11 protein-coding genes are annotated in these 13,906 nt (G+C 64.4%); 4 read left to right on the top strand and 7 right to left on the bottom strand.

Features of this window, described 5'->3' with window-relative positions:
* Window positions 1–46 precede the first annotated feature (46 nt).
* The gene (locus N6L26_RS00865; RefSeq protein ID WP_263606179.1) at window positions 47–2,878 is read left to right on the top strand and encodes a valine--tRNA ligase; all 2,832 of its coding nucleotides are present in this window, start codon (window positions 47–49) and stop codon (window positions 2,876–2,878) included.
* Between the two features lie 331 nt (window positions 2,879–3,209).
* Window positions 3,210–3,944, top strand: coding sequence for a 7-carboxy-7-deazaguanine synthase QueE (locus N6L26_RS00860; RefSeq protein WP_263606178.1), 735 nt, complete (start codon window positions 3,210–3,212; stop codon window positions 3,942–3,944).
* 116 nt (window positions 3,945–4,060) lie between these two features.
* On the opposite strand, the gene N6L26_RS00855 is transcribed toward N6L26_RS00860, so the two are convergent.
* The 5 genes from N6L26_RS00855 to N6L26_RS00835 form a co-directional block, all read right to left on the bottom strand.
* On the bottom strand, window positions 4,061–6,037 hold the full coding sequence (locus N6L26_RS00855) for an ATP-binding protein (protein WP_263606177.1): 1,977 nt from the start codon (window positions 6,035–6,037) through the stop codon (window positions 4,061–4,063).
* Window positions 6,038–6,136: 99 nt separating this feature from the next.
* Window positions 6,137–6,889, bottom strand: a complete 753-nt coding sequence (locus N6L26_RS00850; RefSeq protein WP_263606176.1) for a TIGR02186 family protein — start codon at window positions 6,887–6,889, stop codon at window positions 6,137–6,139.
* Window positions 6,886–7,791: a sulfite exporter TauE/SafE family protein gene (locus N6L26_RS00845; RefSeq protein ID WP_263606175.1), complete on the bottom strand. Its 906-nt coding sequence runs from the start codon at window positions 7,789–7,791 to the stop codon at window positions 6,886–6,888. Before N6L26_RS00845 ends, N6L26_RS00850 begins: the two co-directional genes overlap by 4 nt.
* 46 nt (window positions 7,792–7,837) lie before the next feature.
* Window positions 7,838–8,974, bottom strand: a complete 1,137-nt coding sequence (locus N6L26_RS00840; protein WP_263606174.1) for a hypothetical protein — start codon at window positions 8,972–8,974, stop codon at window positions 7,838–7,840.
* Window positions 8,971–10,314, bottom strand: coding sequence for a glycosyl transferase family protein (locus N6L26_RS00835; protein ID WP_412071334.1), 1,344 nt, complete (start codon window positions 10,312–10,314; stop codon window positions 8,971–8,973). Before N6L26_RS00835 ends, N6L26_RS00840 begins: the two co-directional genes overlap by 4 nt.
* 141 nt (window positions 10,315–10,455) lie before the next feature.
* Between N6L26_RS00835 and nhaA the strand changes: the two genes are divergently transcribed.
* Entirely contained in the window at window positions 10,456–11,667 is a 1,212-nt protein-coding gene (gene nhaA, locus N6L26_RS00830; protein ID WP_253518619.1) for a Na+/H+ antiporter NhaA, read from the top strand.
* Between the two features lie 6 nt (window positions 11,668–11,673).
* On the opposite strand, the gene N6L26_RS00825 is transcribed toward nhaA, so the two are convergent.
* Complete coding sequence (locus N6L26_RS00825) at window positions 11,674–12,111, bottom strand: VOC family protein (protein ID WP_263606172.1); 438 nt, start codon at window positions 12,109–12,111, stop codon at window positions 11,674–11,676.
* 92 nt (window positions 12,112–12,203) lie between these two features.
* Here N6L26_RS00825 and N6L26_RS00820 point away from each other — a divergent pair, with 92 nt between their 5' ends.
* Window positions 12,204–12,956, top strand: coding sequence for an SIMPL domain-containing protein (locus N6L26_RS00820; RefSeq protein WP_263606171.1), 753 nt, complete (start codon window positions 12,204–12,206; stop codon window positions 12,954–12,956).
* A 62-nt stretch (window positions 12,957–13,018) separates the two neighbouring features.
* Here the strand turns inward: N6L26_RS00820 and N6L26_RS00815 are convergent, their stop codons facing one another.
* On the bottom strand, window positions 13,019–13,765 hold the full coding sequence (locus tag N6L26_RS00815; RefSeq protein ID WP_263606170.1) for a TorF family putative porin: 747 nt from the start codon (window positions 13,763–13,765) through the stop codon (window positions 13,019–13,021).
* Window positions 13,766–13,906: the final 141 nt, after the last annotated feature.

The following is a 13,906-nucleotide window of genomic DNA, read 5'->3' as shown; positions in this document are numbered from 1 at the left end:
CCTGCAGCGTTGCATCGCACCAAGGGCGCTGGCAAAGGCCAGTCGCATGAGCACCGAGCTACCCACGACCTTCGACCCGGCCGAAATCGAGAAGCGCTGGTACGCGCATTGGGAACAGGAAGGCCTGTTCCGGCCCGACCGTCCCGATGCCGAGCCTTACACCATCGTCAATCCGCCGCCCAACGTCACCGGCAGCCTGCATATTGGCCACGCGCTCGACAACACGCTGCAGGACATCATGATCCGCTACGAGCGGCTGCGCGGCAAGGACGCGCTGTGGGTGGTGGGCACCGACCATGCGGGCATCGCCACGCAGATGGTCGTCGAACGCCAGCTCGAGGCGAAGCAGGACAAGCGCACCAATTATTCGCGCGAGGACTTCGTCGACAAGGTATGGGAATGGAAAGAAGAAAGCGGCGGCACGATCACGCGCCAGCTGCGCCGGCTGGGCTGTTCGATGGACTGGTCACGCGAACAGTTCACGATGGACCCGCATTTCAGCGCGGCGGTGACCAAGACTTTCGTCGATCTTTATAATGACGGGCTGATCTACCGCGACAAGCGGCTGGTCAATTGGGACCCCAAGCTCAAGACCGCGATTTCCGATCTCGAGGTCGAGACGCAGGATGTGAAGGGCTCGTTCTGGCACTTCCGCTACCCGCTCGAAGACGGCGTCACGCTGGCCGACGGACGCGACTATATCGAGGTCGCGACCACGCGCCCCGAGACCATGCTGGCCGACATGGCGGTGGCGGTGCATCCCGAAGACGAGCGCTATGCCAGCGTGGTCGGCAAGCATGTCGTGCTGCCGATCACCGGCCGCCGGGTGCCGATCGTGGCCGACGAACATGCCGATCCCGAACTGGGTAGCGGCGCGGTGAAGATCACCCCCGGGCACGATTTCAACGACTTCGAGGTGGGCAAGCGCGCCGGATTCAAACCTGCCGAGATGCTCAACATGCTCGATGGCGAAGCGAACGTCTGCCAGGTGAACGACGACGCCAAGATTCCCGACGAATTCCTCGGCCTGCACCGCTTCAAGCGTGACGGCATGGATGGCGCGCGCGAACTGGTCGTCCAGCGGCTCAAGGACAGTGGCCATCTGATCCCGCATATCGCCAAGACCAAGAAGGGCGAGGAGCAGCAACTCGACGCCGAACCGCGCACCATCGCGACGCCTTTCGGCGACCGCGGCGGCGTGGTGATCGAACCCTGGCTGACCGACCAGTGGTATGTCGATGCCGAGAAGCTGGCCGTAAAGCCGATCGAGGCGGTCAAGAACGGCGACGTCGAGATCGTCCCCAAGATCTGGGAGAAGACCTTCTTCAACTGGATGGAAAACATCCAACCGTGGTGCGTGAGCCGCCAGCTGTGGTGGGGCCACCGCATTCCGGCTTGGTACGATGGCGACGGCAAGGCCTATGTCGCACTGACCGAGGAGGAAGCGCAGGCTCAGGCCGGCGAAGGCGCGGTGCTGACCCGCGACGAGGACGTGCTCGACACCTGGTTCTCCTCCGCGCTGTGGCCCTTCGCCACTCTCGGCTGGCCGGAGAATCCCTCTCCCCCTGCGGGAGAGGGAGGAGCGCCAACAGGCGCGGAGGGTGAGGGGGCGGCGACCATGGTCGCCGCTGACACGGCGAACCCCTCTCCCAACCCTCTGCCACAAGGGGAGAGGGCTTCGCTGCTCGCCAAGCACTACCCCAACAACCTGCTGATCTCCGGTTTCGACATCCTGTTCTTCTGGGATGCGCGGATGATGATGATGGGGCAGTACACCACCGGGCAGAACCCGTGGCCCAAGCTCTATCTGCACGGTCTCGTCCGCGCGGCGGATGGGCAGAAGATGTCCAAGTCCAAGGGCAATGTCGTCGATCCGCTGGGGCTGATCGACCAATATGGTGCCGATGCGCTGCGCTTCTTCATGGCGGCGATGGAAAGCCAGGGCCGCGACATCAAGATGGATGACAAGCGGATCGAGGGATACCGCAATTTCGCGACCAAGCTGTGGAACGCGACGCGCTTCTGCCAGTCGAACGGCATCGGCGCGGCCACCAGCATCGCCGCGCCAGGGGCGACCCATACGGTCAACCGCTGGATCATCGGCGAAGTGGTCGAAACCAGGCAGGCGCTCGACGCGGCTCTGGCCGATCTGCGCTTCGATGCCGCGGCCAACACGATCTACCATTTCGTGTGGGACCGCTTCTGCGACTGGTATATCGAACTGGTCAAAGGCAATTTCGACGAGGAAACCAAGGCGGTCGCCGGCTGGGCGCTCGACCAGATCCTCGTCATGCTGCACCCCTTCATGCCCTTCATCACCGAAGAGCTGTGGTCCAAGCAGGGCGACCGCGCGAACTATCCGCTGATCACTGCAAGCTGGGTCGATCCGCAAGCCGACGTCGATACCGAGGCCAAGGCGGAAATCGACTGGCTGATCGCGCTCACCAGCGCCATCCGCACCGCCAAGAACGAGCTGGGCATTGCGCCGGGCGCGAAGCTGGAAGCCTTCTGCCCCGCCCCCAGCGCGCTCGCAAAATCGGTGGTCGAGGCGAATGCCCCTGCGATCGAGCGACTGGCACGGCTGACCGCGATCCACTTTGCCGAAGCACCCGCTGGCGCGGCAATGCAGATCGCGGCGGGCGAGGATGCGCTGATCATTCCGCTCGAAGGGGTGATCGACATCGCAGCGGAAAAGGCCCGCCTGTCGAAAGCGCTCGAAGCCTCGGCCAAGGAAGCCAAGTCGCTCGACGGGCGGCTATCGAACGCCAACTTCGTCGACCGCGCCAAGCCCGAAGCGGTCGAGAAGGCGCGCGCCGACCATGCGCACCACGTGGCCGAAGTCGCCCGGCTCGAAGCGGCACTGGCGCGGCTGGGCTGACTTCGCGCGCTACCCGCTCCCCGTCACCCCGGACTTGATCCGGGGTCAGGCTTCTTCGCTCGGCCTAGTGCCTGCCACGGAGAACAGCCCGACCCCGGCTCAGAGGCCGGGGTGACGGATGGGGTGAACGAGGGCGGCGATTTCCTACTCGGCCCGTTTGTGTCATGAGCGCGACGATGGCCCACGCCCCTACCCCTTCCTGCGACGCGTATTTTCAATCGAGCAGATCGATCAAACCCCGCATGACTCATCGGTTCGTTTTTCGCGCCTGGACTGTGGTCCATGCGGTCCATGTGTGCGCTACGCACGACCAACCGAGTGAGCCTGCCTGATGCCGCTAGTCCTCGCCACGCAGGCTCCCGGCGAGCCCGAGATCTTCGCCAGCGTGCAGGGCGAAGGGCCGAGTGCGGGCATGCCCTGCACCTTCCTGCGGCTGTCGCGCTGCAATCTCGCCTGCGTGTGGTGCGACACCGCCTACACCTGGCACTTCGCGGGCGACGAACGGCCGCACCGCGACGGGGTGGAATTCGACCGCACGGCAAACCAGCTCACGCTGGACGAGGAGGAGGTCGCCGCGCGCATCACCGCGCTGGGCCAGAAGCGCTTGGTCATCACCGGCGGTGAACCGCTGCTGCAGGCCCCGGCGCTTTTACGGTTGCTAGGCCATCTGCCCGACGTCACAGTGGAGATAGAAACCAACGGCACGACGAGGGCCCCGACCGCGCTCGACATCCGCATCGACCAGTTCAACGTCAGCCCCAAGCTCGCGCATAGCGGTAATCCGGCAGACCTGGCGCTGATCCCCGAGCGGCTCGACGCCTATGCCACCGATCCGCGTGCATGGTTCAAGTTCGTGATCGCCGCGCCTGCGGATATCGACGAGGTGCTGGCGCTGCGCGATCGCTATCGGTTCAAACCCGACCACGTCTTCCTGATGCCCGAAGGCACCGACAGCGAGACTCTGCGCGCCCGCGAACAATGGCTCGCGCCGCTATGCGTCGAGCACGGCTTCCGGATGAGCGACCGGCTGCATATCCACCTGTTCGGCGACACGCGGGGCACTTGAGACGTAAGTCATTGCGAGCGTAGCGAAGCAATCCAGTTCCAAGCGTTCTGGCCAATGCCGAGCACTCTGGATTACCGCGTCGCCTGCGGCTCCTCGCAATGACTTATATGGGCGGATCAGCCCTGCGAGCGCCAGCGCTGGACGGTGCGCTGGACCATGTCCTCTTCACCGCCCGCGTTGTTCCACAATTCGACGAAGCTGGGGTCTTCCGACGCCGGACGCTTCGATTCTTCGAGATTGTCGAAGCTCATTCGGATCGGAACGGCGACACCCTCGCCGCAGATGATGCACTCGCGGTTGCGCAGCGCGGGGATCGCATCAAGGAAGCCGCGCGCGCCTTCGGGCATCGCCGCGCGGACGAATTCCTGGTCGCGGTCGTTGTTGAGGCGCATCGAGAGGATCGTACCGCACTGCGACAGCACGCCTTCGGCAAGGTCGGAGGGACGCTGCGTGATCAGGCCCAGGCTGATGCCGTATTTACGGCCTTCCTTGGCGATCCGCGAGAGGATGGTGCCGACCGAATTGCCATCGGCATTCTTCTCGTTGGGCACGTAGCGGTGGGCTTCTTCGCAGACCAGCAGGATCGGCGAAGTCCGCTCGTCGCGGCCCCAGATGGCGAAATCGAACACCAGCCGGCTGAGCACGGCAACCACGGTGGAGGTGATGTCCGACGGCACGCCCGACACATCGATGATCGAAATCGGCTTGCCATTCGACGGCATGCGGAAAATCTTGGCGATGAAATCGGCCATCGTGTCGGCCACCAGCATGCCCGAGAACATGAACTGGTAGCGCGGGTCGGCCTTGATCTCGTCGAGCTTGTTCTTGATCCGCATATAGGGCGCGGAATTGGTCGATTTGTCGAGCTTGCCCATCGCGTCCTGGATCTCGTTCGAGAGGTCCGAGAGCAGGTAGGGGATCGGCGAATCCACGGTGATCTTGCCCATATGCTCGGCCAGCCGGCTCTTCTGCCGCGCCTTGAGCAGGCACTTGGCGAGGATGTCGGCATCGACCTGGTGGTCATTGCCGGTGCTGGTAATCAGCACCTCGCAATGTTCCTCGAAGTTCATGATCCAATAGGGCATCTGCAGGTTCGAGACGTCGAGGATCACGCCCGTGTTGCGAAACGCCGAGGCATATTCGCCATGCGGATCGATCATCACGATATGACCTTCGGGCGCGGCCTCGCAAATGCGGTGCAGGATCAGTGCGGCGCTGGTCGATTTACCCGTACCCGTCGACCCGAGCAGCGCGAAGTGCTTGCCCAGCATGGCATCGACATAGATGCCCGCGCGAATGTCCTTGGTCGGATAGACCTTGCCGATGGTGATCGCACTGCGCCCATCGCTGGCATAGACCTGTTTCAAATCCGCCGTCGTCGCGGGATAGACCATCGCGCCGGGCACCGGATAGCGCGTCACGCCGCGGCGGAAGCGGTGGAGCTTGCCGGTCAGTTTCTCTTCGGTGCCTTCGCCGAGGAAGTCGATATTGGCGAGGATCGACCCCGCCTTGCGGTCCTGGCGCTGGTTGCGCACGCTGGCGAGCAGCCAGCTGTTGCCCACGCGGATCTTGATCTGCGAGCCGACCTGGCCCGCCATGGCGACCGACGGATCGCTGTCCTCCGCGCATTCGTTGAGGCGCTGAAGGTCGATCGCGATTTGCGAGCTGGACCCGGCGATTTCGAGCACGACGCCGATCGGCTTGCCGGCGTTCTCGCCCACTGCCTCGGGTTCTTGGGCTGGCGCGGGCGTTTCTTCGGGTTCGGGCGCGGCGGCAGGTTCGGGCGGGCGCGGCGGTGCTTCACCCTGCGTCGCGGCAGCGGGCGGCGCGGGACGTTCCGCAGGGTCTTCGCTGCGGGGTACCTCGATCGGCGCGGGCCGCGACTGTGCCTCCGGTTCCGGCTGGCTCATCTCGGCAACAGGCTGCTGCGGCTGGTGGACATAGCCCGAAGGCGACACCGCCGGAGCGGAGGACTGTTCGGCGCTGCGGCGGATGCGGTCGCGCAGCGAATTGCTGCGCGGCTGGGGCGGCTCCGCCCCGTCTTCCTGCGCGGGGTCGAAACTACGGTAATCCGGATTGCCTGTGTCGTTCATCGATCTGGCTGTGCCCCAACGTCAAACGCGCCCATTGCGCTGGCAGCCTGCCTGACCGAAACTGCTTAAGATGTGGTCAACGATAGTGCCCGGGAAAGGTCAGATCAGCGCGAATAATCGCCCTGCCGCCCAGCCCATCCCGACCGACAGCGCAACCGCCAGAAGACCGTAAACCAGCGCCCATTCCTGCGAGTAGACCGCGACGATCCGTTCGAAGCCGACTTTCTTGACCTCGACCTCTGCCAGCGCCGAAGCGATCACCCGGCCATCGCGCACCGCGAAAGTCTCTGCCGTATAGGTGCCGGTAGAGACATTGGACGGCAACGAGATGCGCGACTGGTAGAGCACCTGTTCGCTGATCTGGACCCCGCCGAAGTCCTGCTTGTAGAGCTGCTGGCGGGTCTTGAGATCGACCAGCCCGGATTTGAACCGTGCCTGTTCCTCGGGGTCGATCACCCCGCTGGGTGACAGCTGGATGTAATCGGTCCCGAATTCGTAGATCGCAGCAGTTTTCTCGTCGACGATCGCGTCGATCGGCTGCGAGGACGCGACCGCAAAATAGGACGGGACCGAGCGGAAGTCGCTGGTCGCGGCATTGACCCATACGCCGACAAAGCGTTCCTTCTCGCGCAGCCGCACGGGTTCGGACGGCCCCTTCAGCACGACCACGATATCGTAATCGCTGCCAGCCGCGCGGCCCTGCGGATCGAGCACCGCGCCGAACAGCAGCAATTCGGTGCCGGTAAACCCCTGCCGCACTTGCACCTCGTGCTGACTGACTTCGGGCACGAGAATCGGATCGCGCTGGCCCATCAGCGCAAAGGCGAACACCAAGAGCAGCAGCGCCCTCATAGCGGATACAACGTGTAAATTTCCTCGGGCTGGTAGAACAGGCCGAGGAACATGCGGAAGGCGACCGCCAGAACGGTCGCGGCCAGGATCAGACGGAGCACTTCGGGCTTCGCCTTGACCGCGATCTGCGAGCCGATCTGCGCGCCGGTGACCGAGCCGACCAGCAGCAGGAAGACCAGCACGATATCGACCGCCTTGGTGGTCAGCGAGTGCATGATCGTGGTCGCCATGGTCACGAACAGGATGTTGTAGAGCGAGGTACCGACAACGACATTGGCGCTCATCCCGAGGATATAGAGCATCGCGGGCACGAGAATGAACCCGCCGCCCACGCCCATGAGCATGGTCAGCACACCCACCACAACGCCCACCAGCAGCGGGGCGATCGGGGAGATATAGAGACCCGAGCGGTAGAACCTCCAGCGCATCGGCAGGCTGGCGACGAGCGGGTGGTGCCGCCGCCGCGCGGCTTGCGAACTGCCGGTTCCCCAGATCGTCTGGACCGCTTCGCGCGCCATCAGGAGGCCGATGGTGCCGAGCAGGACGACGTAAAGCGCGCTGATCACCACGTCGATCTGGCCGATCGCGCGGAAGAACCGGAACAACAGCGCGCCGAAACCCGAACCGATGACCCCGCCTGCCACCATTACCGCACCCATGCGATAATCGACCCCGCCGCGTCCGCCATGCGCCAGCACGCCGGTAACGCTGGCGCCGGTAACCTGGGTCGAGGCCGAGGCCGCAGCCACGGTCGGCGGGATGCCGTAGAAGATCAACAGCGGCGTAGTCAGGAAGCCGCCACCGACGCCGAACAGGCCCGAAAGGATCCCGGTCAGCCCTCCCAGCGCGACGATCCATAGTCCGTTGACGGACAGGTTCGCGATGGGGAGATAGACGTCCATGCCTGCGCCCTATCGCAGCCGGGGGACGGATAAAAGCTGAACTGTGTCAGAAGCCGGTCGAAAGCGTCACGACCCCGCCATTGCCAGGCTCGGCATTGCCCGCCACACGCCAGCGATAGTCGGCTTCGATCCGCGCGGGCGCGTCGCCGAGGCGCAGGTCGACGGTGAGGCTCGGTCCGATGTCGAGCCGCGCCGCGCCCTGCTGCACGCCGCCCCAGATACCGCCGCCTAGCGCGACACGGCCAAGATCGAACCGCGCAACCTCACGCTCGGCCACGAAAGCGCCATCGGCAAACGGGGTGGCGAATTCGCCGCCGACATAGCCGGCCTGGCCGTATCCCCGCGCCACCACCTGTGCGGGCAGGTCGAGCCGATCGAAACCTCCCGCAACGAAGGCTGCGGGGCGTATTTCAGGGCTGTGTCCCGGACGGGCGGTCAGTCTGCCCTCGGCATGGATGGTGAGCGGGATGCCGGCAAACGGCCGCGCGCGGAGACCCAGCGCGCCTTCGGTTTCGCCGCCATCGACGAGCGCGCGGCTGGCGCGGATATAGGCAGCGGGGACATGCGGCGTACTGGGCGCGAGGCGATAAGAAAGGACCGCGCCAAGCTGGCTTGCGCCATAGCTGGCTGGACGCGAACCGCTCTCGGAAGGTTGAAGACCGTCCCCGCGCATCACAACCCAGCCATCCATGCGCCACGGGGATGATGCCCGGCGTGGGATCGCCCGGGTTACAGGCTGCAGGATGTTCTGCTCGCGGTCGAGCACGGCGGCAACACTGCGCGGTAGCGGCAGGCGAGCCATCCCGGCAGCGAACAACAGATTGTGGCCTGCGGCGCGCCGGTGCGTGTCGAAATGCTCGATGGGATCGGGTCGCTCGAAAGGCGGCCGCTCGGCAATACTTGCCATCGGGCTGCGGAAGACGGGCACCGTTGCGGAACGCCCTGCGGCTTTATTCGCTAGACGATCATTGCTCGCAAGGAGAGCGATGATACCATCATTCAGCTCGATTGTGGTGTCGGGCTGGCGCAGATCGGCGCTGGCGAAGTGGAGCGGCTCGGGCAGGCCCAGCGCCTGCGGCCACGGGCTTTCCCAGGTGAGCACCCGCAGGAGGCACCAGCCCGCCAGAAGAAGGCCCAGGAACAGCACAGGCTGACCCTGCCGCCGGGTAACCGCGTGGGTCACGCTGCGCCCCTGTCCGGCTGGAGAAGCGCAGGGTGATCGCGGTGTTCCGTCTTGTCCCAGACTATCGGCGCGCCGCGCAAGGTGCCGACATAGGCGGCGAGAGCACGCCGCCCGGCCATGATCGAGACGATGTTCGACACCAGGGTCCGCGGGATCGCGAGCAGGCCCTGTCGCCAGCCATATTCGCGCGCGGTGAAACAGGCCCGCGCCGCAAACCGTCCCGCCAGTCCGACGAAATTGATCCAGAACAGCACGCTTAGCAGCGGCGTGGTCGGGGGCGGTTCGACAAGCCCCAATTGCTCGAGGACCAGCCCCACGGCGACGAGGCACACGAGCAGATAGGCCGCGACCAGCAGGATCGCCGCCAGCGGGCCGCGCCGGTCGCGCAATTGCATCCACAGCTCGACCGGTTCGCTATCCCAACCCAGCCGATCCCATCCCTGCAAGGCGATGCCATGCATCCAGCGGGTCTTCTGCCGGATCGCCTGGTCTAGCCGTGAGGGGAAGAAGGCGCGCGTCGCGATCAGCCGCCCGTCCGCACCTCGCACGCGCAGGAAACGCCCCTGCCCGCCCGCCTGCGCGATCTTCAGGCCAAGCTCGTAATCCTCGGTCAGCGATTCCTCGGCAAAGGGTTTGCCCCCCTGCCGATGCGCGAGCTGGCCGAGCGATCCGCGCGCGATCGCACAACCCACACCTGCCCCCGGGATCGCCGCACCCAGCGCATCGCGCACCACCAGCGTCTTGCCATGCGCTTCGGCAAATTCGTCCGAATAATGCGACCCGATCCACGGCGAATGGCGCTGCGGCAGCGCGAGCACCGGAAGCTGGACGAAATGCGCATGCCACAGTGCCTGGTCGAGCAGGTCGAGCGCGGCGGGATCGACCATGTCTTCCGCATCATGCAGCACGACCATCCGTGTTCCCACGCTAGAACGCTGCTCGTCCTCGGCCAGAGCGACATAGAGGCGGTTGAGGCAATCGGCCTTGGAGGTCGGACCGTTCTTGCCATGCACCACCAGTCGGACGCGCGGATCGCCGCGCACTGCAGCGACCACCGAGGCCATGGTCGAAACATCGTTGCGATAACAGCCAACATAGACCGTGAGTTCGTCCTGAGGCCAGGCATCGAGCATATGCACCAGCGTGGGTCCGATGACATCGGCTTCCTCCCACGCGGGAATGAACACTGCGGCGCGCCCCGCCAAGCCATCGATTTCGGCGAATTTGGTCTCATCGACACACGCGGTGCGAATGCGCCCGGTCAGCCGACACCAGAGATAGGTGCAGTCGAGCGCGAATTCGTCGATTATGCCGAGCGTGAAGAAGACTGCCGCGAACAACAGCAACTCGTGCTGTACGACCAAAAACCATTCAGCGACCGTGAATGCCCCAGATACCAAGCGTACCCCCTGCCTTTCTGGATAACCGCGTGTTTCAAGACTTGCAACGCGGACCGCTTTGCGAAAGAGAGCGTGTCCAAGATGACCGAACGCCCTTCAGCATTTCGCCTCGTGTTTGCCCCCGTCCGCGCGCTCTTCGTCAGCGACGCCTCGGCAGGCATTCTGCTCATCCTGGTCGCGGCGGCGGCGATGCTGGCCGCCAATTCGCCACTGGCGGGCGAATACGAACAATTGTTCTACGGCGAATTGCCCTGGACCCCGATCCCCAAGCTTGACGATCTGCACCTGTGGATCAACGACGGGTTGATGGCGGTGTTCTTCTTCGTCGTCGGGCTCGAGGTGAAGCGCGAATGGATCGAAGGGCAGCTATCCACCGCGCAATCGCGCCGCCTGCCGATCTTGGCGGCGGCGGCGGGCATGGCGATCCCCGCGCTGGTCTATGTCGGTGTAGTCGGCGGCGATGCCGAACTGCTGCGCGGCTGGGCGATCCCGGCGGCGACCGACATTGCCTTCGCGATGGGCGTGCTCGGTCTGCTCGGCAATCGCTGCCCCGCATCGCTGCGGCTGTTCCTGCTGACCGTGGCGATCGTCGACGATATCGGCGCGGTCATGGTGATTGCGCTGTTTTACACGGCGAATATCAAGCTCGGCTGGCTCGCCGCCTCGGCGGGCGTGGTGGTCGCGATGATGGTGCTCAACCGGATGCGCGTGGCGCGTTACTGGCCCTACATCCTGCTGGCGCTGGCGCTGTGGTACTTCGTGCTCAATTCGGGCATCCACGCGACGATCGCAGGCGTGGTTGCCGCGCTGTGCATCCCGATGGTCGGCCCCGACGACCAGACGATGGTCGAACGCATGGAGCATGGGCTAGCCCCGTGGAGCGCCTATCTAGTGGTGCCCGTCTTCGGCTTTGCCAATGCCGGTGTGCCGCTGGCCGGGATGGGGCTCGAGCACCTGCTCGCTCCGCTGCCGCTGGCGATTGCCGCGGGCCTTGTCATCGGCAAGCAGGTGGGCATTTTCGCCGCTATCGTGGCTGCCGACAAGCTCGGTTTCGCGCCCCGCCCGGACCAGGCCACCTGGCCCGAGATCTGGGGCGTCTCGATCCTGTGCGGGATCGGCTTCACCATGTCGCTGTTCATCAGCGGGCTGGCCTTTGCCGGGCAGCAATTGCTGATCAACGAGGCGAAGATCGGCATCCTGCTCGGATCGCTGATCTCCGCCATCGCTGGCTATGTCATCCTGCGACTGTCGGCGACGCATCCGGATGATGCGCGCTCGCCCTATATCGACTGACGCGGCTTACCAACTGCCGCTGTTCGGCATGCTGGCCCAGGGTTCCTGCGGCTCGAGATTGCCGTCCTGCAGCAGTTCGACCGAGATCCCGTCGGGCGTCTTGACGAAGGCCATGTGCCCGTCGCGCGGCGGGCGATGGACCGTATGCCCCGCATCGAGGATCGCCTGGCAAGTCTCGTAGATATTCTCGACCCGGTAGGCGAGGTGGCCGAAATTGCGCCCGCCGTCATATTCCTCGGGCGCGCTGCCATCTTCGGCAGGCCAGTTATAGGTCAGCTCGACCTCGGCCACATCTTCCTGCCCCGGCGCGGCGAGAAAGATGAGCGTGAAGCGCCCGGCCTCCACATCGAAGCGGCGCACTTCCTCAAGACCGATCAACTTGAAGAACGCCACCGTCGCGTCGGGGTCGCTCACGCGGATCATCGTGTGCAGATATTTGGTCAAACGAAAACTCCATTCATCGCTATTCAAACACGGTTCATCGCTCGAAATCTAAGCCCGTTCTTGGGAGACACAGGTCAGAGAGGAAAGCGAACATGCCCGAAGAAACCGAAAACGTGCACAATGGTGCCACACCGCGACATAGCGATGCAACGCTGAAGCGCTGGCTGGGGAGCGCGGGCATTGTCGCGCTGGGCCTGATCGTCGGCGGCTTTGTCCTTGGCGACGGGCTCGTGCGCATGAAGGCGGCCGAGCGCAGCGTAACCGTGCGTGGTCTGGCCGAGCGCGAGGTGACTGCGGATCTGGCCACATGGACGGTGTCGTTCGCTTCCACCGCAACCAACCTCCAAACCGCGCAGGCCAATACCGATCGCGACGCCGAGGCGGTGCGGGCATTCTTCGACGAGCTAGGCTTTCCCGAAGGCGAGCTGACCCCGGCAGGGATCAATGTCTCCAGCTACACCAATGACGGAACCGTGTTCTACACCGTGCGCCAACGCAGTGTGCTGCGTACCCGCGACATCGACCGCGCGCAGCGCGCCGTTCGCCGACAGGCCGAACTTGTGCGCGATGGCGTAGTGCTCGAGGACGGATCGGGGATCAGCTACACCTTCACCGGGCTCAATGAAATCAAGCCCGAGATGGTGGCCGAGGCGACGAAAGATGCGCGCGCGGCGGCCGAGCAATTCGCACAGGACAGCGGCGCCGCAGTCGGCGGCATCCACAAGGCGACGCAGGGCTATTTCTCGATCAACGCCCGAGATGGCGAAGCGGGCGGATGGGGTATCGGCGATACGCCGTTCAAGAAGGTTCGCGTGGTAACCACGGTCGATTTTGCGCTCGACTGACGCGAAAAGGGGGGCGCGCTGGCATGCGCCCCCCCCTCCGGAGAATTTCCGCCAATGAATTCTCAGAAGCTGGCGGAAATCGTACCCACGATGGCATCGTCGGTGAAGTCGTCGATCGAGGGGCCCTCGACACCGATATAGGCGACGCCCACTTCGAAATTGCCCTGCGCAACGCTCGCGCCGATCGACCAGTCGAGGCCGGTATCGTCGGTGGCTCCGGCGAGCAGCGGCGGGGCCAGAGCACCGTCGGTGTAGCCGATGTGACCCGAGATGCTGAACGGGCTGTTGGCGATGCCGAAACCGACATCGGTATAGAGATAGAGGTTGTCGTCACCGCCAAGCGAATCCTGCTCGGGCGCATAAGCGACCCCGAAGGTGGCTTCGGCCGGCCCGAAACTGGTGCTGATAGATGCATAGGGTTCGATATAATCGGTATCGAGCCCCAGATCCTCGGTTGGATAGATATAATACAGCACGCCGATATCGACGCTCACCGCATCGCTCAGATTGCCGCCCCAGCCGGCATAGACATCGAATTCGAGATCGCCATACGCCGGGCCACCCTTGATCGATGACGCCCAGGTGCCGACGTAGAACCCGCTTTCATGCCCGACGTCGAATCCGCCCTGGATCGCGGGATCGCCGTCCGAAAGCGAGACGCCGCGGAAGCGGTAGTCGGTGGTCAGTGCCACATTGGCAGAGGTGGTGAACCCGCTGTCGTCTTCCGACTGAGCCATGGCGGGAGTTGCGAGAGAAAGGCCCGCGGCAGCGAGCGAAACGGCCATGAGGCCGCGAAAGGACGTGAGCATTACAAACTCCTGTACGAGTGTCGCTTCGTCCCACCTGCGAATCCGTCGGGGCCATTTTGTTAGGCTCCTCGTCCGGATACGGTCATAAACCTGCACACTTTGCCGTACCGACGCAAGATACCGCCGTGTGTTTTTCGCTTA

The sequence above is a fragment of the Qipengyuania sp. SS22 genome (genome assembly GCF_025736935.1).
Lineage (GTDB): Bacteria > Pseudomonadota > Alphaproteobacteria > Sphingomonadales > Sphingomonadaceae > Qipengyuania.
The sequence above is the reverse complement of the archived record's forward strand: the minus strand, read 5'-3'. Positions and strand labels throughout refer to the sequence as shown.

Excerpts from the sequence above, each read along its gene's own strand:
- nhaA (WP_253518619.1), top strand. The coding sequence starts at position 10,456 with ATGACCGAACGCCCTTCAGCATTTCGCCTCGTGTTTGCCCCCGTCCGC.
- N6L26_RS00815 (WP_263606170.1), bottom strand. The coding sequence starts at position 13,765 with ATGCTCACGTCCTTTCGCGGCCTCATGGCCGTTTCGCTCGCTGCCGCG.
- N6L26_RS00860 (WP_263606178.1), top strand. The coding sequence starts at position 3,210 with ATGCCGCTAGTCCTCGCCACGCAGGCTCCCGGCGAGCCCGAGATCTTC.
- N6L26_RS00865 (WP_263606179.1), top strand. The coding sequence starts at position 47 with ATGAGCACCGAGCTACCCACGACCTTCGACCCGGCCGAAATCGAGAAG.
- N6L26_RS00820 (WP_263606171.1), top strand. The coding sequence starts at position 12,204 with ATGCCCGAAGAAACCGAAAACGTGCACAATGGTGCCACACCGCGACAT.
- N6L26_RS00845 (WP_263606175.1), bottom strand. The coding sequence starts at position 7,791 with ATGGACGTCTATCTCCCCATCGCGAACCTGTCCGTCAACGGACTATGG.
- N6L26_RS00855 (WP_263606177.1), bottom strand. The coding sequence starts at position 6,037 with ATGAACGACACAGGCAATCCGGATTACCGTAGTTTCGACCCCGCGCAG.
- N6L26_RS00850 (WP_263606176.1), bottom strand. The coding sequence starts at position 6,889 with ATGAGGGCGCTGCTGCTCTTGGTGTTCGCCTTTGCGCTGATGGGCCAG.